This window comes from Paenibacillus sp. FSL H7-0357, assembly GCF_000758525.1.
Lineage (GTDB): Bacteria > Bacillota > Bacilli > Paenibacillales > Paenibacillaceae > Paenibacillus_AQ.
This window is the reverse complement of record NZ_CP009241.1, coordinates 4,383,883-4,403,764: the sequence shown is the minus strand read 5'-3', so window position 1 is coordinate 4,403,764 and position 19,882 is coordinate 4,383,883. Positions and strand designations below refer to the sequence as shown.

The 19,882-nt window shown below is 47.1% G+C and carries 16 protein-coding genes; 12 read left to right on the top strand and 4 right to left on the bottom strand.

From position 1 onward, the window contains the following. The first annotated feature begins 41 nt into the window (after positions 1 to 41). From H70357_RS19095 to H70357_RS19080, 4 genes are all read left to right on the top strand, one after another. Positions 42 to 845: an undecaprenyl-diphosphate phosphatase gene (locus tag H70357_RS19095; RefSeq protein ID WP_038592788.1), complete on the top strand. Its 804-nt coding sequence runs from the start codon at positions 42 to 44 to the stop codon at positions 843 to 845. A 79-nt stretch (positions 846 to 924) separates the two neighbouring features. Next, positions 925 to 1,491, top strand: coding sequence for a MarR family winged helix-turn-helix transcriptional regulator (locus tag H70357_RS19090; protein WP_038592786.1), 567 nt, complete (start codon positions 925 to 927; stop codon positions 1,489 to 1,491). Positions 1,492 to 1,599: 108 nt separating this feature from the next. Beyond that, the gene (locus tag H70357_RS19085; RefSeq protein ID WP_197073600.1) at positions 1,600 to 2,109 is read left to right on the top strand and encodes a hypothetical protein; all 510 of its coding nucleotides are present in this window, start codon (positions 1,600 to 1,602) and stop codon (positions 2,107 to 2,109) included. Continuing rightward, on the top strand, positions 2,106 to 2,972 hold the full coding sequence (locus H70357_RS19080; protein ID WP_038592784.1) for an SDR family oxidoreductase: 867 nt from the start codon (positions 2,106 to 2,108) through the stop codon (positions 2,970 to 2,972). The genes H70357_RS19085 and H70357_RS19080 overlap by 4 nt, the downstream gene beginning before the upstream one ends. Positions 2,973 to 3,317: 345 nt before the next feature. Here the strand turns inward: H70357_RS19080 and H70357_RS19075 are convergent, their stop codons facing one another. Next, complete coding sequence (locus H70357_RS19075) at positions 3,318 to 4,265, bottom strand: Gfo/Idh/MocA family protein (protein WP_038599953.1); 948 nt, start codon at positions 4,263 to 4,265, stop codon at positions 3,318 to 3,320. Positions 4,266 to 4,387: 122 nt separating this feature from the next. On the opposite strand from H70357_RS19075, the gene H70357_RS19070 reads away from it, so the two are divergent. The 3 genes from H70357_RS19070 to H70357_RS19060 all read left to right on the top strand — a co-directional run bounded on the left by H70357_RS19070 (position 4,388) and on the right by H70357_RS19060 (position 6,627). Beyond that, entirely contained in the window at positions 4,388 to 5,344 is a 957-nt protein-coding gene (locus H70357_RS19070) for a helix-turn-helix transcriptional regulator (RefSeq protein ID WP_038592781.1), read from the top strand. A 134-nt stretch (positions 5,345 to 5,478) separates the two neighbouring features. Then, positions 5,479 to 6,180, top strand: a complete 702-nt coding sequence (locus H70357_RS19065) for a hypothetical protein (RefSeq protein ID WP_038592778.1) — start codon at positions 5,479 to 5,481, stop codon at positions 6,178 to 6,180. A gap of 54 nt (positions 6,181 to 6,234) precedes the next feature. After that, positions 6,235 to 6,627 (top strand): hypothetical protein, encoded by a 393-nt coding sequence (locus tag H70357_RS19060; protein WP_038592775.1) that lies wholly within the window; start codon positions 6,235 to 6,237, stop codon positions 6,625 to 6,627. Between the two features lie 87 nt (positions 6,628 to 6,714). Here H70357_RS19060 and H70357_RS19055 read toward each other — a convergent pair whose 3' ends face one another. Further along, entirely contained in the window at positions 6,715 to 7,944 is a 1,230-nt protein-coding gene (locus tag H70357_RS19055) for an MDR family MFS transporter (RefSeq protein WP_038592772.1), read from the bottom strand. A gap of 141 nt (positions 7,945 to 8,085) precedes the next feature. Between H70357_RS19055 and H70357_RS19050 the strand changes: the two genes are divergently transcribed. Beyond that, the gene (locus tag H70357_RS19050; RefSeq protein ID WP_038592769.1) at positions 8,086 to 9,873 is read left to right on the top strand and encodes an ABC transporter substrate-binding protein; all 1,788 of its coding nucleotides are present in this window, start codon (positions 8,086 to 8,088) and stop codon (positions 9,871 to 9,873) included. A gap of 302 nt (positions 9,874 to 10,175) precedes the next feature. Continuing rightward, positions 10,176 to 10,559: a hypothetical protein gene (locus tag H70357_RS19045; RefSeq protein ID WP_038592766.1), complete on the top strand. Its 384-nt coding sequence runs from the start codon at positions 10,176 to 10,178 to the stop codon at positions 10,557 to 10,559. 241 nt (positions 10,560 to 10,800) lie between these two features. On the opposite strand, the gene H70357_RS36330 is transcribed toward H70357_RS19045, so the two are convergent. Beyond that, a complete protein-coding gene (locus tag H70357_RS36330) occupies positions 10,801 to 10,968 on the bottom strand; it encodes a hypothetical protein (RefSeq protein ID WP_179091874.1) in 168 nt (55 codons plus the stop codon). A 290-nt stretch (positions 10,969 to 11,258) separates the two neighbouring features. Here H70357_RS36330 and H70357_RS19040 point away from each other — a divergent pair, with 290 nt between their 5' ends. The 3 genes from H70357_RS19040 (at position 11,259) to H70357_RS19030 (ending at position 18,433) form a co-directional block, all read left to right on the top strand. Next, the gene (locus H70357_RS19040) at positions 11,259 to 11,888 is read left to right on the top strand and encodes a hypothetical protein (RefSeq protein WP_038592763.1); all 630 of its coding nucleotides are present in this window, start codon (positions 11,259 to 11,261) and stop codon (positions 11,886 to 11,888) included. 155 nt (positions 11,889 to 12,043) lie between these two features. Continuing rightward, entirely contained in the window at positions 12,044 to 16,819 is a 4,776-nt protein-coding gene (locus H70357_RS19035; protein WP_156130891.1) for an S-layer homology domain-containing protein, read from the top strand. 393 nt (positions 16,820 to 17,212) lie between these two features. After that, positions 17,213 to 18,433 (top strand): aminotransferase class I/II-fold pyridoxal phosphate-dependent enzyme, encoded by a 1,221-nt coding sequence (locus H70357_RS19030; RefSeq protein WP_038592757.1) that lies wholly within the window; start codon positions 17,213 to 17,215, stop codon positions 18,431 to 18,433. A 13-nt stretch (positions 18,434 to 18,446) separates the two neighbouring features. Here H70357_RS19030 and H70357_RS19025 read toward each other — a convergent pair whose 3' ends face one another. Further along, complete coding sequence (locus H70357_RS19025; protein WP_038592753.1) at positions 18,447 to 19,766, bottom strand: outer membrane protein assembly factor BamB family protein; 1,320 nt, start codon at positions 19,764 to 19,766, stop codon at positions 18,447 to 18,449. Between the last annotated feature and the right edge of the window lie 116 nt (positions 19,767 to 19,882).

The window sequence follows — 19,882 nt, the reverse complement described above, 5'->3', positions numbered from 1 at the left end:
ATTGTTATATGAGCTTATTTTCGAAAGGGGGCTTTCCACTGATGAGTGATGTAATTAAAGCAATCATACTCGGCATAATTGAGGGCTTAACTGAATTTTTACCGGTATCGTCTACTGGACATCTTATTTTAGCAGGCAATTTGCTTAGCTTTGAGGGAGACGCGGCAATAACATTTAAAATTGTTATACAGTTGGGTGCAGTGATGGCAGTTCTAATTCTTTATTGGAGGAGGTATTTGAAGATTGGGGCTAATATGATTAGAATGGATTTTTCTAAAAGTAAAGGATTAAATGTCATTCATATGATTTTGGCTATGTTACCAGCATTAATCCTATATCTTCTCTTCAAGGATACAATAAAAAGCAAATTATTCGGCCCAACCCCTGTCTTGATCGGTCTAGTTGTGGGTGGTGTGTTGATGATCATTGCAGCAAGGAGTAGGAGAACTGAAACCGCTGATACGATTGATGGGATTAATTATAAACAGGCTTTCGGGATTGGCCTGTTCCAGTGTTTGGCTTTGTGGCCGGGATTTTCGAGATCAGGTTCGACGATTTCAGGTGGCCTTTTGCTTGGCACTAGCCAAAAAGCCGCTGCAGATTTCACGTTCCTTATTTCCGTGCCTGTAATGTTTGGTGCAAGCTTGCTGGATTTGTACGATAGTCGCGATTTGCTGAATTCTGACGATTTCTTTCTAATGTTAATTGGCTTTATGACATCCTTTATTGTGGCAATGATTGCAGTAGTGACGTTCATCAAACTGATTAAACGACTTCGATTGGAATGGTTTGCGCTATACCGTTTTGTCTTAGCAGCTCTTTTCTATTTTATCGTTATACTGTAAACAGTGTTGTATTGGATTAACGGTTGATGTGTTATTAAAATGTGTTGACACAAAAGTAATTAGGTGCCATACTACATGTATGAACAACAATAATAAAATAACAAATGACATTGACGCTATTCCATCGCTTGTACAATCCAAGCGTCAGATTGACCGCTATAACCTAGACATAGACGCACAGGCTATACTCGTCGCGTCTAGGCTAATGGCAGCGGGAGCCAAGCTTGGGCATGCCTCGGAGATTCATTTCTCTAGATTCGGTTTATCAACAGGGCGATATCGTTTATTGGCAGATCTTGAAGACAACGAAGGAGAAGAGTTGCCTTCGCAATTAGCGGAGCATCTAGGCGTTACACGTGCTACAGTGACTGGTCTTATCGACATTCTTGAACGAGATGGCCTAGTAGCTCGGCGATCAAGCTCAGACGATGGCCGTCAGAGATCGGTCATTTTGACGGAAGAAGGAGCGAAGAAGCTCCGTGAAATGGCTCCTGAGCATTTCGCTCGGCTGGAAGCAATGGTGGGCTTACTTAATATCGAGGAGCGCAGCGTATTTCTCGACTTGCTAGGCCGAGTTACACAAGGCATCTCAGCACTTACGGGCGAACTAGGCTCGAAACCAAAAGGAAATATCAGTAATGAGTAAAATGGGCTAGTGATGCTAGCCTATTTTTACTCTTATATAGTTAGGAACCTAATTATGTCTCACTGAAAGCAATCGTTGAACTATTTCAAAGAAGAAGGGAGCAACTAAATGAACCAGATGAAATACGGGAATCAGACAGATGATGTTTACGGCATCAAAGCTGTTGGTTCCAAGAAAAAGACTTTTGTACTATGGCGTGAAGTTGTAATGGCCTATGCTGCTCCTGCCATCATGGCAGGTATCGGGGGATTGGTTACTGCCAATAGGGGACTTCAAATTGGGGCATTGACCACAATCGGAGGTGCATCGGCCTTGATGGCCTTGATGATTGGCCTTTTGTTGAGCAGCCGGGTGGGCCAAATGCGATGGGTTATCGGTGCACCTCACTTGGTTGTGGTAGGAGTGTTCGCATTGGCCGGGTCCTCATTTGGCCTATACGCCGCATGGGTGACATCTGTTTCACTAGAAATTATGATTCCGAGCAATCACTTGGCCTGGGCCGATCGTGTCTGGATCGATTTCCCGTTGTCTGGATTCATAGCAAGCACGATAGTGACATGGCGGTGGCGTCTTGCGGTCACAACTAATTTTTCGTCCAAAAGGAGAAGAAAACAATGATAGTTATTATGGGAGCAACAGGTACGATAGGCAGTGCACTTTTGGAACGTTTGGTTGATCATGGCGTACCTGTCAGGGCGCTGAGCAGAGAGCCAGAGAAGTTGCGTGATCAGATCGGAGAAAAAGGCCGATCGACTATCGAGGTCGCATTGGCGGAGGCTTCTGACCCCGAATCGCTGCGCCGCGCGTTTACAGGTGCTAGCCAGCTCTTCCTTGCCATGTCCAATAGTCCAAGACAAATCGAATTGGAAACTTCAATCATTCAGATTGCCGCCGAATCTGGAATCAAACACATCGTAAAAATATCCAGCCCTGCCTTTGAGCAGAGCTCTCCAGTGGCAGTGGCGGGCTGGCATCAAGAAATCGAGAAAACGCTGAGGGAATCGGGTCTCACCCACACCGTGTTGCGCCCTTATGCGTTCATGCAAAACTTATTACGCCTTGCACCAACGATCACAACCCAAAATGTATTTTTCGGCTCCATGGGCGATTCACCGTGTAACTTCATTGACTGTCGCGATATCGCAGATGTTGCCGCAGAAGTTCTAACCAACCGCGAGGTATCAGGCCAAATATATACGCTTACTGGTTCGGAGATTTTCAGTTATCCCCAGATCGCGAGTCAACTATCCGCCCTGCTTAATCGGCCGATAAGTTACATCAACATGGAACCCCAAGTACTACTTCGTAATCTTATCGAGCACGGGCATATGCCTCCTTGGCTCGCGAACCACGTTGTGGAAATTCAAACCATGTCTACGGTGGTGCCAGAAAGTCCAAATGACACTGTGAAACGCTTGCTCGGCAGAGAGCCACGCACGTTAGATGCCTTTCTGCATGAGCGTGTAGAAAATTTCCGGTAGAGGCGGAGTCTATCTATTTTGATATTTGTGTCGTTGGCAGCATTTTATTCCGATCTCAGACAGGTCATTCAGCTAAAGGGATACGTTAGCTCAAAGAAACAGCGGCAGTCTAGGACTTTATTTCGTCCATGGCTGCCGCTGTTTCTTTTATTTAGCCCAGTCTGATACTTGAATTTATAGATAATATTTCAACATATGAAAAATTCACAATAGAAACCCCTTTACTACACCGTTCCCTTGATACTCCAGAGCATACCTTACACACACCGAACTTGCATACTAAACCCAGGAAAAAGAACGGGGCACAGCTCCAATCAATAACATTTTAATTCCCTGATTTCGTGCTTAGTCTGTAGAGCCGGTTAACCGCTGCTTCAGATCAAGCGCTATTTCCATGGACTGGAGTGCTTGATTCAGCGAAAGGACGGATTCCGATCCGTTTTGTAAACAGTGAATCGCATGCTGGAGACTTTGCTTGTATGGATCTTGTTTCTCCAGAACGATCTCTTGCTTGCCGGCCTTGCTGTATTCATACAATGCAGTATCGATGTTTCCCTGCATGTCATCACTTTCATGAAAGACCAGCTTCGCCTGCTCAAAGTAAGCCTCATATCCAACTGTAAAGGGGTAAGAATCAGGCATAAGCGAAGAAACGGTAACTTCCGCTGAGACCCCGGATTCCTCAAAGGATACATGGACCAGCGCTTGTTCCTCCTTGCCGCTATTTGTTCCCCATGCGGAGGAGGGAGCAGTTGAACCCAGCAGCCAGGTGATGAAATCCAGCTCATGGATCATCAGATTTGTAGGGAGGGTGCCAAGCCCCAGATTCCCCCAAAGTGGTGGGGTTTCTCTTTTGACAGACACATGCAGCAGCTTGCCATACTTCTCCAGTCGTGCGGATTCATACAGATATTGATAGGCCGGATCAAATTTGATGAACTGATTGACGAGAATTCTTTTCCCGTATTGAAGCTCAGCCTCTCTCATTGCCGTCGCATCTTCTAAGCTTAGCACAACCGGAGTTTCACAAAATACATGTTTGCCGGCTTTCAGTGCCTCTAGAGTGTATTTCTTATGTAGTGGAGAAGGTAGACAGATATCAATGATATCCAGTCCGGAATCTTGCATAATGTCCTCTATAGACGATGTGATCTCAACGCCAAGCTCTTCCTTCAGCTTATGCAGCTTGTCTTCGTTCCTCCCGAAGATGACAACCCGTTCAACACTATCCAGTTTCTTTAATATGGCGGCATGATATGCTCCGAAACCTGTTCCTAATATGCCAATATTCATTTGCAGCAGCTCCTTCTCTCTGATATATTTCATAGTACACTGCTATTGTTGACAACAGAGTGGCAAGAATTCGAGAAGCTTCAAAACCCTATTAATTTCGTGGGTAGGATAGGAGGGAATATATGCGCTTGCATCGCTTGATTGGGATATTGTTACTGGTAGAATCCAGGGGGAAAATGAAAGCAAGTGACTTGGCGGCCGCACTAGAAACCTCGGTACGATCCATTTATAGAGACATAGACGTTCTGGCGGAGGCTGGAATTCCCATGGTATCTGCACCTGGGCCGAGTGGCGGGATTTCGCTAATGGAGGGCTACACGGTCAACCTGCGGCAGTTGCACGGGGACGAGATGATTCAGCTCTATTTAACGGGAATGGGCTTTCAATCAGGAAGGAACAGCGAATCGGGCCTCAAGTTGAGGAACGCGTTATTAAAGCTGGAAAAGTCCTTGCCAGCCGCTTATCAGGAGGATATCCGCAAAGCCCAAAATGTCTTTTATTTCGATGATACCCCTTGGTGGACGGAACAGAATGCGGTGCCGTGTCTGGAGACTCTGCGTGCTGCACTGTGGAAATCACAAAAGATTAGCGTTCAATACCGAAAGGTCAATAACGACATTTCTTCCCGGTTACTGCTGCCCTACGGCCTCGTAGTCAAACAAGGGGCTTGGTATCTGGTCGCTTATTGCGAGGAGGCAGAGGGGATGCGCACCTTTAAATGCGAGCGGTTCGAAGCGGTACAATTACTGGAAGAAGAATATGGAATCCCGGCGGAGTTTTCTTTGGAGAAGTATTGGAGCAGCGGGGAGGAGCGCTTTAAACAAAGCCGGAGGGCTGAAGAACACTATCCGGTAGTCCTTCGCATAGAAAAGGGTAAGCAGGAACTTGTGAACAGGCTTGAGGTTATGCATAAGGGTGAAGAGGAGGGAATTCTTGTGTTGACCGTAAATATGTACAGCTATGAGAATGCCTGTCTGAAGGCGCTGGCGCTGCTCACCGATACCGAAATTCTTGAGCCGTTTCTACTTAGAGAGTACATTAAGGAGAAAGTAACTGCTTTGCAGCATAAGTACCTATGATCAAGCTCTGCAAATAGTTACTGGAATTTAAATGATTTGCAACTAAAATTACACAATATACTCAAAGGCTTATGCGATAATTTAAGCATTGACGTTTTATCAATCCTATTGGGGTCAATGCGAGGAGGAGTGATGTGAACAAGATTGCTAACGCTATAGCAGCAGGGGTTATTTTACTTAGCGGATGTACAACGGACAAGTCCCGGAATGCGGAGCAGAATAATAGTGCGGGTGATCATAAGGTTCTTTTGACGGAAGATAAAGCTCAGAAAATCGCTGTGTACGGGGTCAGTAAGCCGGAGAGCGGCTACTCCCCGTTGACAGTTCAGCTCGATAATGAGTCCAGAGATTATGAATGGAGCAATACCTCTAACCCCTCTTTTTATCCGAAGGTCATCCTCAGTGATTTGAACGGCGTAGAGGGAGATGAAATTGCTGTTGTACTTACGATATCCACTGGTACAGGTGTGCGTGAATCGGAGGTTCATGTATTGACTGCTGATTTCACAGAGATTCCGGTTTCCGATCCTAAAGACAGCGTAAGAAATAAAATTTCCTCTGTGCTGCAAAAGGGAAACGGCGAGCGGGAGTACACGATCTCAGTTTCAGGCAAGGATTATCCTTTTAAGTTCAATGAAAGTGATGCAGGTATATGGTTTGATCAACCGGTTGTCGGGAACATTGTCAGATACTTTATTCAGGATCATGTTCTTATGGCTGAACTGTCTATCCAGATTTCCCCCGGGATGTTCATTGGAAATGTGTTGATGAGGTATGCTTATGAGAACGGAACTCTTGAACCGGATGACATTGTATACCAGAAAGAAAGTTTATAAGAGTAAGGTTACATAAATTATATTATGTTAACTATAGTTGGAGGAGATTGGATTTTGTTCAGAGATATTCAACATGCGTGGAACCCGACTCAAGAGGAAATTAAGATATGGGCATATTGTGATGAGCAGATTCCAAGCCAAGACTGGGAGTTAGCGGTTAATAATGTTGAAAATATACCCATGATATGTAGTTTTATTGATGATGATAAATGCCAGAAAAAAACCTTTTTTCTAAGCAGTCTTTACGTTTTTACAGGTGACATTGTTGCATCAGAGATAGAAAGTGATATAGCTGATCTAACTTCATTATTGGACAAAGTTGAAAAAGGTGCAAAAACAGAGGAGCTTAAAACTTGGATTTATCGTTCAAAACATTTGATAAGCTATCCGCAAGAATATGATTACGATTACTGGGGGCTATTTTCAAAGTATGTCTTTAATGTGTGATTAAACGAACAAATTTCACTCTGCGTGTACAATGTTCACCATTAGTAAACCCGGACAAGCTTCTAAGCTTATCCGGGTTTTTGATTTCTATACGTTTACATCACCAGCGCCCGTTTCTCTGATCTTAAGTCGTTTGTGGGCGGTAATGAGGAAAGGCAGCCCCAAGGCGGTGGTTAAGGCCAGGGGTACAAAGACAGCCGGTCCATTCGCGGCGCCGAATTGATCCAGCAGCAGTCCCCCCAGAATAGGAGCCATTACATTGCCGAGATTATTAAAGCCTATGGTTCCGAAATACGTACCTTTCCATTCCGGTTTGGCAATCCGGTCAATGAGCATGTCCATCATCGTAAAGAGCAGTACCTCGCCTATGGTGAACAATACGACACTGAACATCAGCAGTGCCACTCCACCGGCAATTCCGAACAGCAGCAGGCTCAGCGCTACGCAAAGATTCCCGAGAATCAGAGGGACAATCGGCGAGAAACGGCTTGCCGTGCGGACAATCGGGTACTGGACCACCAGTACGGTTACGGCATTAAGGGACAGCATATAGGAGAATACCTGTCCTCCGTTCGTGAAATGGGTATTCATTGCTAAATACTGGGCCAGTGTGGAGCTGAAATGCCCATATCCCAGCACACAGAAGATTGTACCCAGCAGTACGGGCAGGAATACCCGGTCCCGGGTGGTCGTTGCCAGTGCTTCGCGCAGCTTCGGAGCACGGACTTCGGAACGCTGCGGAAGTGTGGAATGATGGATGCGGAACTGCATAAACAGCACAAGCCCATAAGCAATATACACAATTCCGGCAATCAGAAACGGGAAGGTCGATTTTGCAGAGCCCAGCTGCAGGCCAATAATCGGACCAAAAACAACACCCAGATTGACGGCGGCGTATCTTAAATTGAACACGAGCAGTTTATGGTCCGGTGGGGTAATATCCGACAGTAAGGCGCGAGAAGTAGGTTCAAATACGGCACGACATAGGCCGTTTAGCGTATTAACCAGGAAGAATACCCATAAATGCTGGGCGGCAGAGAAGCCGAAGAATACACAGGCCCAGCCGAAGACCGAGACCAGCATTACGATTTTACGCCCGATAACATCGGAGATATAACCTCCATAGAAACTGATCAGGACGCCAGCCAGTGAGCTGACAGCTACCGTGAAACCAGTCTGTGTCGCGGAAGCGCCAAGCACCTGGGTGAGATAGATGGATAAGAAGGGAATGCTCATGGAGGTAACCAGGCGTCCGAACATTGTCCCGATAATAATGGTCCAGGCTAAGGGATGGATGTGCTGCAAATGTTGTTTCATATAATGTGAATCTCCTACTCTGGTTGCTGAATTTTTAAACCTGCTAATCGAAGCTGCTTTATGTATAATTGTAATGATAAAAGGGGGAAGTAAAAGTGTAAGGTTTGCGTTCCCCGTTTCACCTTTAAAGGAGCATGGATCATGGACAATAACGTCACACATTATTTACGGGTTGCCTCGGAGATTAATAATCCCTTTAATATTCATATGCCTATTCCGGTGACAATTGAGCTGCTGGCATCTGTGCTGTGCTGCACGCCACGCAACGTGAAATTTATTCTGCGCAAGCTCGAGGAGAAGGGGTTCATTCAGTGGCAGGCAGGACGGGGGAGAGGCCACACCTCGGTGATGACTTTTTTACGCACTGTGGAAGAGATATTGGAGAATTACCTTTTGGAGCTGATTAGCAGCGGGAAAATAAAGCAGGCCATCGAGTTAATTGGGCTGCCTGAGGTCAAAGGTCCGTTAAAGGAAAGGTTATTAACCTTGTTAAATAAACAGATGGGCTATCAGAGTGAGACAGAATCGACCACAGGACTTGATATCCTGCGGATTACCCGCAACCGCAGCATGGAGAAGCTTGACCCCGCTTTTGTGTACACAGCATTTGAAGCCTATCTGATCGGACAAATCTGCAGTACTTTAGTTACATATGATGCCGTCAGCGATTCCTTTCATCCGGCTCTGGCCCATATGTGGGAAGCGAATGAGGACCATACCAGCTATATCTTCTATTTGCGCAAAGGTGTTCGTTTCCATCACGGCAGAGTGATGACCTCGCGGGATGTGAAAAGTACGCTGCAGCGGCTGGTGGAGCTGGACAGTTCGGCATTATGGCATTTTCGGGGGATTGAAGAAGTAGAGCTTGAGGGGGATCACCGGATCCGCTTCAATCTGTCATCGCCTAATCTCTTTTTTCTTCATCTCTTAAGCTCCATTCACATGTCGATTCTGCCCTTTGATGCTGATAATGACCAGGAACCCCTTGGAACAGGTCCCTACCGGCTGATGAATTTGAATGAAGATGTGCTTGTGCTTGCAGCCTTTGATGATTACTACAGCATTCGTCCGCTTTTGGACCGGGTCGAAATCTGGTATTTGCCGGATCAGAGCTCTGGTGCACGCCAATACCAGCTGCCGGATGCCGCAGTTTCAGGCTCCTATTCGGATGGTTGCTCTGGCAACAGTATTGATTATCCGGCGCTGGGTTGCAGATATATTATCGTGAATTTTCGCAAAGAGGGCATTCAGCACAATCCGTTTTTTCGCCAGGCGATGCGTCTTCTTTATGATCCATCTGCGCTGATCAAGGAACTGGGCGGTAACCGGATTACACCGGCAGACAGCTTCCTGCCTTGGTACAGCCGCCGCATTATCTGGAAAGAGCATTCGCTTGAAGAGGCGGCGAAGCTGCTGGAATCCAGCGGGTACAGCGGAGAAGAGATTACGCTTGCTTATGTTACCAGAAAGGATGAGCTTGAAGAAGCTGGGTGGCTGCAGCAGCGTGCGGAGCGAATCGGTCTGCATATTTGCCTGATGTCCTACAAGGAATACAACATGGAGGAAGTCAAGCAGCAAGCGGATTTCCTGTTTGCGGAAGAGGTGCTCGAAGATGATTGGCAGTGGGGAATGATTAATTACTTTGTGAACAAGTCTAACCATCTGCACGCGTTGCTTCAGGACAGTCAGCGGGACCAATTACAGCGGGAACTGGAGCATTTTGCAGAACAACCTGCAGAAGGCAGAGGCGAACTTCTGGAGCGGACGGAAGCGATTCTGCGCGAGAATTGTTGGGTCCTCTATGGCTGTCATATGAACAAAAGAGCCCAGCTGAATCAGAGTCTGTTCGGCTTGCATACGGGATCCTTTGGTTTTCTGGACATCTCCAGGCTGTGGATCAAACCGGGTTTCCCGGAGACCCGTATGTGAAGCATGACTAACCTGGCAATTAAACCTGCCGGATTCACAATAAAACAGGAAAGAAAAACCTGGTAATTTCTCTTTATTCCATGTGCTCCCGCTTATATCATTAGGCATATGTCTGATTGGAAAAGGGAGGGCCTTATGTTGTCCAAGCTGACTGCCCGCAAAAAAATATCATTTTTTTTACTTGGAATCTTACTTGCTTCCGATGTACTACTTGTCCTTCTTGGGCTGTTGGATTATTCGCCTGGACCGCGGTTTCACCCATCGGGGGATATATCGTCCTCTATCATGTAATCCTGCTAAGTGTGTCACTGGTTCTGCTCCAAAAACAGCTGCTCCTGATCCTGACGGTTTCCTTAATCCTGTTGCTGTTCGGGGGGAAATACTTTTGTTCGTCGTTTATGGTCTGGCAATATGAATATTTGCAATCCCCCCGGAATCAAGAGCTGCTGGTTGTGAAATACCGGATCGCTACACTTGGGGAAAGCCAATATTTCGCTGAATTTTACCGGAGCCGGTATTTTGGATTATTCATGCATAAGCTGGAAAATCAGGACTACTGGGTTATGATTCGCGGTGAGGATCGGGATCCGGATAAGGTGCTTGGGCTGAGCAGTCCTACCTGGAAGCATGAGCGGGAAGTGATTCTGGATACGGCAAGCGGGGAGCATACCATCAGATTGTATTGAAATGAGCATGTAGCAGAAGAGAGCAGGTTAATTCAATGCCTCCCCTGCCAGTGATAGAATTTGGCCGCATCTCGGATGTTACTCTGGGAACTCTTGAAGATAACGGTGTCCGTAATTGGTTGCCACAGCATGAATTGAATTAATTAGAAGAACAAAGGGGAGTGCCGAAGATGCGGCACTCCCCTTTGTTCTTCCTGTCTTGTGATTCAGAAAGAAGATTACGTTCCCCGGCTTAATCTTTTCAACCTGCTTGTTTGCCCTCGCATTTCTTGCAAACTTCAAGCTTCTCGCCGGCAACACCTTTGCCGATATAGAGCAGCTTGATTCGCGTGCTGCCACAGATCGGGCAGGTTCCTCTGCCGCGGGACGGCATCCGCCAGAGCGCTTTGCCGCGTTTATTCTTGGACATAAAATTCGCCCACCTTCGCCATTGATATCCTATCTTATGCCTAGAGTGAACTAACGGTTCTGCCTGAACAGGATTCATTTTTAATCCTGTTCAGCACAATCGTTTATTATATTTTAGTTTGATTCAGAAAATATTTACTAGAGTGTAACAAATATTACGTTATATATAGATATAAATAGATATAATCAGACATAATTAAATATAGCATAGCGGATTTTCATAGAGCTTCAAGAAGAGGCTGCGCAGCGGAATTTTCCGTCTGTACAAATATAATCTAGGAGGAGTGGAAGATGATTAGTTTATCACGCACCCACATATTCGGCAGAAGATTAGGTCTCATGATTCTTGGTCTCTTATTTACGGTGTCGGTCTCTGCGGCAAGTTTACTCGTGCCGGAAGAGGTCTTCGCAGCACCTACCAGCTCTATTGATCTGTATTTAGACAGCACTTTTGTAGGGACAATAACGTCTACAGATATTAATGCCAATGCAGATTATTTTGACTATACAGGCAATCGCAACAATCTCACGAATGCAGCGTATACTGCCTACGGCAGTCCGGTTCTCGAACTCTTCCAGAGTCTTATAGACAACGAAGCGTTAAGTGTCGATGTAGACTCCGATGTAATTAGTGTAACTTTCTCCTCGCTGGTTGGACCTAACTACACCAGAACCTTTAACAATCCGGGAACGCAGCTGTTCTCCAGCCGTTATACCTTCCCGAATCCGGACATTGCTACCTCCGGAACCTTGGTGCCGGCAATTTTGGCTACTGATATCAACGGCAGTGGTGAGGATGTTATTCGATTGCTGTTTGGAACATTAGCAGCGCAAGAGACGAATATTCCTTATTTTCTCTCTAACATTAACCGCATTGACTTGTACACCTCTGGTACCTTTACCGGCGGATATGCTTACTGAGTTGTCATGATCTAGGAAATTGCCGCTGTTGCAGCCTGCATTAGTGTGCATTCCAATGAACGGCCTTCTTTGCTTAATACTGCAGGGAAGGCCGATTTTTTATAGGTGCAGGCAATTCAATGTAACGTATACAAAAGATAAGGGGAGATGGAAAAGTGAAAGTGAAGGGAAATAGATGGTGCAGGAGCCTGCTGATAGTTTTGCTCTCTGCGGCAATGCTGGTGCAGGGCTTCGGGAGGAGCCAGAGCAGCGCGGCAGGATTGGAAGCGGAGGGAACCTGGATATATGAAGGCAATAGGGAAATTGCTGCGAAAGCTGCCCTTCCGGAAATAGCCTATAACAGCAAGGGCGAACTGTACATTAAATATCTCGCTGCTTATAAAAGCGGAAACGGTATTCCTTCGATTCAAAAGTATGACGGAGTGAAATGGAAGATGCTTCCTACTCCGCCGGAGGCAATCCCAATGCCGGCGGCTTCGGTGACCAGCTCCTTCGTAATCGACAATGATATACCTTATTTGGCTTATAGGGGAGATAAGAATGAACTGCATGTGAGCAAGTTGGCGGAAGAGGGATGGGAGACTCTCGGAGGGCCTGTCTTTGTCAGTGAAAGCACCACGCTTGAGCACATAACCTTAACGATAGTGGATGGAACCCCATATGTAGCGTATTCGGGAGTCGTTAAGGGTGAAAAGGTGTGGCAGATCAAAAAATACATTGCAGGAGCATGGACGTTAATACCCAGTCCTGAGGGAAGCCATCCGAGCAGTGATGCCCCTTTTGCAATAGATGACGATGGTATTTTATATGTAGGCTATATTTCAAGCAACAGTGCACAGAGAGCAACTGTGAAGAAATACAATCCGGACCGCAAGGAATGGGAACGGATCGGCAACCAGAATTTCACTGGTGGAGCGCTTAGCATGCCTAAGTTAATCGTCGAAGACGGGATATTATATTTCGGATATGTAGACAGTTCCGCGAACGGCAACAGGCTGACAGTTATGGAGCATTCAGCGGGTGAATTATTGGGAGATTGGACGAAGGCTGGAAATACGGTTTCCGAGAATAGAGTAAGCTCATATACCTTATCTGCGGAAGCCGGAAAGGTATATGCCATGTATCGGGATTATACTGAACCCTACACCGTATCTGCCAAAAGCTTAATCAAGCTCCTAGATGGGAGCTACACCTGGGATAAGCTTGGAGAATCATTATCCGTAACAGTTCAGAGTCTATCTGATATGACAGTCAGGGGTGGAGTACCATATGTCAGCTACGTAGAAGACGGTAAGACCGGGTCCATATCTATCATCAAATACAGCGATGCCGATTTCAAACTCTGGGGTCAAGTGCGGGATTCGGCAGTTCAACTGGAATGGGACGCAGCAGAAAAGGCTACTGGATACATTATTTTTAAAGACGGGGTACAATTCAGCTCTGTCGGCAGAGAAGGACGAAGTGATGTGATTCCAAAGCTTGAAAATAATACATCCTACCGGTTTATGATCCGTACGGTGGATGGACGTTATTCCAATGAAATCAAGATAACGCCGTTGGCCTTGCCGCCAACTGCTCCGCTGCATGTGCAGACCACTTCGGTCAATAATGCACAAGTGAACATTAGCTGGGATCCGGTTACTGCCGCTACTGGAGCAGATGCAACGGGTTACTACATCTACCAGCGTGATGCGGAAGTCAGCAGTTATCCGGATACACCGGCTGCTGTAGTTACCGGGAACAGCTCAACCGCATATACATTGACCGAAGGATTGACCAGTGGGAAGACAGTTTACTTCAAGGTGAGGGCTTTTAATGAGAATGGGGTTAGTGATGAAGCTGAATCTGCAGAGGTCAACGCTACGCCGGGTTTGAACGTATGGGAATCTTTAGGAACTGTTTCCAGCTCTGCCACTATGGACAACTCTTTGATCGTAAATGACGGCACACCTTTTTTGGCCATCGTAGAGAATGGAAAAGTGTCCGTCAAAAAACACACGCCCACCGGTTGGGAGTATGTTGGAAGCCCAGGATTTCTGGAAGGCGGCGTTGGATATACTTCGCTGGCTTTCTTTAATAACGTGCCGTATGTCGCATCTACCGATATCCATAACAGTGTTACGGTCATGAAGTATACAGGAAAGGGTGCAACCAAATGGGAGCCCGTTGGAGGGAGAAGCATCGTCGACAAGCTGGTTGATAATGTAGTTCTGGCTATTGATAAGAACGGTATACCTTTTGTTGCTTTTAACGTCCAGCCTGCTCATGGCCAAGAGCCGGGTGCGATGGTAATGAGATATAGCGGTGAAGGCGACACTGGCTGGGAGCTTGTCGGGGACGGAATCATATCCGTAGGTGCGGCAGGAACCTATGTATCATTATTTGTAGACGGAATCACGCCTTATGTCGCTTTCCGTGATAATAACGCCAACCGGGGAACTGTCATGATGTATGATGGCGGCCAGTGGGTAGCTTTAGGCGGACGCGGGTTTACCAAGAACATGACAACTGCGAAGGCCGTCAAGTGGACATCGGTATTTGTGTACGAGGGAACGCCATATCTGGCTTTTCGGGATGTGGGGCCGAATCTGGTCAAATTTAACGGGCAGAACTGGGATTATGTCGGCAGCAAAAATTTTGAAGGGAATCCTGATAACGACCTGAATTATACCCGTCTTTTTATAGATCAGGGCATACCCTATATCTTGTTCAGGTCAGCGGAAAATGGCGGAAAAGCCATTGTAATGAAATATACCGGCAAAGGAGATAAGGGCTGGGAATTTGTCGGGAACAAAAGTTTTTCCAAAGGAGCGGTAGATCATACCTCGCTATACGTGGAAGACGGCATTGTCTATGCTGCATTCACGGATATGGCACAGTCAGGAGGAGATTACAGAACGGTTGTGATGCGGTTCGATGACAGTGGTTCGGCTCCGGCAGTACCGCTGAATGTTACAGCAAGCGCGCGGGATCGCGGGGTTGAACTGAACTGGTCTGCCTCTCCCAATGCGGATCATTATAATATTTATTTGCGTACCGCAGGGGAGGGCTACGGTGCACCGGCAGGCGTTGCAACAAGCACCTATTTATCAGTGAAGGAGCTTGCCAATGACACCACCTATTATGTAACAGTGACCTCGGCCAGCGAAACGGCTGGAGAGAGCGGGAAATCGATGGAGGTTGCGGTGACACCGTTTGACACTGCGGCTCCTCCGCTTGTGGCTCCGATTGAAGTTAGTCCGGGAGGTGCACCCGGCAGAGCTCTGGTCAAAACTGCAGTTTATGATGAAGTCTATCATGAGTTAAAGCGAATCGTTTCTGTGGAGCCTTTGGATACCCCGGACATTGTGCTTGACCGTGTACCTGCTGAAGCGGTTCCGGTTTCCGCCCTGCCTTTCGAGTTAGCCGATGTGGAAGCTGGAATGTATATCGCAATTTATGAGACGGACGAAAAGGGGACAATCTTCCGTTTCAGCTCAAAGCTGCTGCAGCGGGGAGAGGTAGCGTCATATCCCATCCCGATGCTCAAATTGGATATTGTACCCGGCAAAACGCAGGGCACGGCCACGGTACAAACGACGACCTATGATCCGCTCAACAGTATAGCTGTTCAAGTGTCAGCCGATGCTATAGCAGTTCCGGTTAAAGGAGATTTCCTGCCTGCCGGAGTACTCAGCTACAAGCCGGGGGAAGATATCGCTGTTGCAGCGGGTTCGTATATTGCAGTCTATGAAATCAATAAAAGCCGGCAAATTAACGGTTTTGCCCAGGCTAAGGTTTCGGCTGGGCAGATTTATACAGCTCCACCTGCTGGTAACAATCCCGAGTTCCAGAGTGCTGTTGTCCCTCCAGCCGCAAAGCCGGATCTGCTTAAAGTAGATGAGGCATGGGCACTCAAGGAATTGAACAATGCTGAAGCCGCTGTATTAAGTATAGATCTTAAAGATGTTGATAGTTCTGCAACTGGCGCTATATCTGTATGGTTTCCGCAATCTGTCATCCGTTTGGCGGTTCAGCTCGGTAAACCACTGCAAATTCTTGACCGGGGTTCGAAATGGACGATAGCCGCGCAGCAGTTATTGTCGGCCGAAGCGGAAGAGGTCACGCTGACATTTACCCAAAAGACAGCGGTAGATCAGCCTGCAAATACAGAAGGCCGTATTCTGTATACTATTACTTCGTCGGTTAAAAATCTTGATCCGTTGGATAAGAACTCCTTTGCTCTGAACGCACAAATATCGGTTTCTGGTGGAGAAAGTGATCCGGACAAGCTCGTGATTTACGTGCAGGATGAACAGGGGAACTGGCGGTATCTTGACAGCAAAATTACGGGTGGAAGCATAGAATTCCAGCCGGCTCAATGGGGAGCTTATCTGCTGACGAAATCCACCAAGACCTTTGGAGATCTGAACTCTCACTGGGCCCGGCATGCCATTGAAGTGATGGCTGCCCGAAATATCGCGACTGGAACCGACGAAGGTTTATTTGCTCCGAATCAGATATTGACCCGTGCAGAGTTCGCGGTGATGCTGGACCGACTGTTGAATCTTAAAATGGAAGCAGCCGTGTTCAAGGATGTCCCTGAAGACGCATGGTACGCGGTGGGAGTAAATGCCGCTGCCGCAGCTGGAATTATAGGAGGAGCCGGCGGGGTGTACCGGCCGCAGGATTCCCTTTCGCGGCAGGAAATGGCTGTGATGATTATGCGCGCATATCATTTGAGCAACGCAGGCGCGGCAGTAACTGGCGCGACCCCGGCATTTCATGACGCCGGGCGAATGGGAACCTGGGCACAGCAAGCCGTGAATGAAGCGGCAGCACTCGGCATCATTGAAGGCCAACCCGGGGGGATGTTTAAACCGGATGGGAAGACAACACGTGCCGAAGGGATGACGGTATTATACCGGTTATTGAAACTGCCAGCGAAGTAAAGCTGATCTTCAATAAACAGGAGAGCACAAGGTGAATACGTAATCACACGCAGCCGCCAATCATTCTGGCGGCTGTTTATCACTTAGTCAAGATTCTAAGCTATGGAGAAAGAGCTTATTGTCTGGATTGTGAAAACCACAGTAGAATGGCCCAAATTTGCCCTGAAAAAACAGCGTATAACATAAATTATACGCTGTTTCATCTGAGATCCATTTTAATAGGTTCATCTAACCAAGTGGTTGTGCCGATTTGAGGGCTTGTAGTGGAATAATAAGGTATTAAATTTATAATATGGTTTTAATTGTTTTCGGCCTGCTGATGTGAGCTTTGTGTAAAACCGGGTGAAAGAAATCATGCTATACTAATTGGAAAAACAGCTGGGGGTTTTGATTTTGACATACAGCAGTTCCAAACGGGGATGGCGATCGGATAAACTATCATATTTGGGTTCATCCATATTCTCGGAGGTATCCGAATGGAAAGCAGAAGCACGGAGGTCGGGCATCGAGGTCATCGACCTTGGGATCGGCAGTCCGGATCAGGCACCTGCTCTTGAGATTCGCCAAGCGTTAAGTGATGCAGTTCTCAGGGAGAACAGTTATTCTTATCCCGCTTCCAAGGGAAGCGACTTGTTCCGCAAGCAAGCGGCAGCCTGGATGAAATGGCGGTTTGATGTTGAAGTGGATGATGAGGAAGAGCTGGTGGCGCTGATGGGTTCACAGGACGGGCTGGCCCATCTTGCTTTGTCCATTTGCAATCCCGGAGATTTGGCGATTGTCCCTGATCCAGGTTATCCGATTTATTCCGGTTCACTGGCGATTGCAGGGGTCAAGGCCTGGCAACTCCCTTTGCTGGAGCAAAATGACTTTCTGCCTGATCTGGACAGCATTCCTGATGAGATATGGCAGCAGGCGGTTTTTATCCTGCTCAGCTTTCCCGGCAATCCGATTGCGGTTACGGCCGATCTGGCTTACATGGAGAAACTGATTGCATTAGCCCGGAAATGGGAGGTGCTGGTTATTCATGATTTGGCGTATTCGGAGATGGGGTTTGACGGCTACCGTCCGTTAAGTATCCTGCAAGTACCTGGAGCACTAGAGACGGCGGTTGAATTTCATTCGTTCTCCAAGAGCTTTAATATGGCCGGATGCCGCGTTGGTTTTATGAGCGGCAACCGCCAAGCTGTCGGCGCACTCCGTGAACTGAAGAGCAATGTAGACTATGGGGTATTTAATCCGGTACAGGAGGCTGCGGCATTTGCGCTGGAGCTGGCGATGGCTGGAGGGGATAAACTGGAGGTAGCCCCGCTTTATGAGCATCGGCGCGATGTGTTTATTGAAGCTTTGTCCTTGGAAGGCTGGTCTGTTGCTAAGCCCAAAGCGACAATGTTTGTTTGGGCACGGCTTCCGGAGGCTTGGGGAACTCCAGGTGAAGTTGGCCGATCACGTAAGTTCGCTCAAGAGCTGCTGCTGAAGACTGGTGTTGCTGTAATCCCGGGGGATGCTTTTGGATCACAGGGAGAAGGGTTCGTCAGAATCGCGCTGGTTGAAGAAGAAAAGCGGCTCCTGGAAGCTGCCCGGAGAATCGGGGAGTTTCTTCACAGGAACCGCTAAACGTAAAGATCTTTTACTGCAATTCTTTAGGCAGGGCTACGGCCAGCAATTTATGTTCTGTCGGGATCAGTGCGATTCCCTTTTCGATCGTAACATTGCCAAAATAGTGGTAGCCGGCTCCGGTTTTGATAATCCCGAGCAAGGCTCCGGTATCTGCATGATTAATGGAGAGGTACCCGTTCTCGTAAATAGTGAATACAGCCTTGCCAACCCGCTGCAGCAGTTCAACCTTGCTTGCCGGATTGTCGAACGTCACAACACGGTCATTCTCAAGATTGACTCCGGTGATTTGGGTTCCTTTTTGAAAGAAAGCCATTCCGTTTGTGGGACCGGCCAGCCATCTGCCATAGCTTTCGTAGCTTTTTGTTGCTGTATCTTTGCTCTGGCCGCGTGTAAATCGTGTTAGTGTATATTCATCCTTATCAAGATTCCCAGCCACCGTGTAGATATAAGAATTCTGAATGGAAGTGTAGTAATTGCTCATTCTGTCGATGTCATTCAGAGGCTTGTAGTCTTCTTGGCCTGATATTTTGCCTGTTGCCGGGTCCAATTGGACCAGTGTCAATAGATGACCCGGAACGGGAGTGGCTTCAGCATCGTATTGTTCTTTGACTTGTTTCCGCAGAACCAAATGTCCCTCCTGAACACCTACATAACTATATAAGCCCTCAGTTCTCCATAACTTCTTCCCAGTAGCAAGATCTAGTCCGTAAAATTGTGTGCGTGTATTATCGACGGTGCTGGAGACGACGAGAACGCCTTTATATTCTCCGTAAATGGTGCCTACATACATGGGGATATTCGTATTCTCCCATATTTTCTTGCCTGTCACCGGATGATAGGCAGCTACGCCGCCGCTTTCATTGGAGAAATATACTTTTCCGTTAATCAGGCGGGCCTGTGCTCCGACTTCTATCGGTCGCTTTGACACTTTAACCTTCCACAGCAGCTTCCCCGTGTCAGCGGATACTTTTACGAGCTGTTCGTTATTATCGATAAAGAAGATGGAACTGTTCGTAAGGATCTGCGGCTCCCCGCCGTTTTTGTAGGACCATTTCACTTGGCCGGTAGCTATATTTTTGGCGTACAGTGTATTATTGGCGGTATAAAAGAGGATTCCATTTAAGATGGGCAGCTTGTCATACATGCCAATGCCATCTGTTGCGACAGACCACTTCAAAGGGAGAGAGGTGTCCTTGGCGGCTTTCACAGAAGTGGCGCTGGATGCTGCATAGGCGGTGTCTGTAGCCATTCCTTGCAACATTAGGGTGGTACCGGATGATAATAGGGAAACAGCGAGAAGTGATGTGAGAATTGTTTTTACTTGTGGCAAAAGAGTCATCTCCTTGTGAATGTTCATATTAGTTAGACGTATAAATGCTTAATAAGTTTCTAAAATAAGGAAGTTGTTTATTAGTTAACATAATAATTAATATGTAAACTAATATT

Bases quoted from the DNA above. Each gene is read 5' to 3' on its own strand.
- H70357_RS19070 (WP_038592781.1), top strand. From the start codon at position 4,388: ATGCGCTTGCATCGCTTGATTGGGATATTGTTACTGGTAGAATCCAGG.
- H70357_RS19075 (WP_038599953.1), bottom strand. From the start codon at position 4,265: ATGAATATTGGCATATTAGGAACAGGTTTCGGAGCATATCATGCCGCC.
- H70357_RS19050 (WP_038592769.1), top strand. From the start codon at position 8,086: ATGGACAATAACGTCACACATTATTTACGGGTTGCCTCGGAGATTAAT.
- H70357_RS19090 (WP_038592786.1), top strand. From the start codon at position 925: ATGAACAACAATAATAAAATAACAAATGACATTGACGCTATTCCATCG.
- H70357_RS36330 (WP_179091874.1), bottom strand. From the start codon at position 10,968: ATGTCCAAGAATAAACGCGGCAAAGCGCTCTGGCGGATGCCGTCCCGC.
- H70357_RS19080 (WP_038592784.1), top strand. From the start codon at position 2,106: ATGATAGTTATTATGGGAGCAACAGGTACGATAGGCAGTGCACTTTTG.
- H70357_RS19040 (WP_038592763.1), top strand. From the start codon at position 11,259: ATGATTAGTTTATCACGCACCCACATATTCGGCAGAAGATTAGGTCTC.
- H70357_RS19055 (WP_038592772.1), bottom strand. From the start codon at position 7,944: ATGAAACAACATTTGCAGCACATCCATCCCTTAGCCTGGACCATTATT.
- H70357_RS19085 (WP_197073600.1), top strand. From the start codon at position 1,600: ATGAACCAGATGAAATACGGGAATCAGACAGATGATGTTTACGGCATC.
- H70357_RS19095 (WP_038592788.1), top strand. From the start codon at position 42: ATGAGTGATGTAATTAAAGCAATCATACTCGGCATAATTGAGGGCTTA.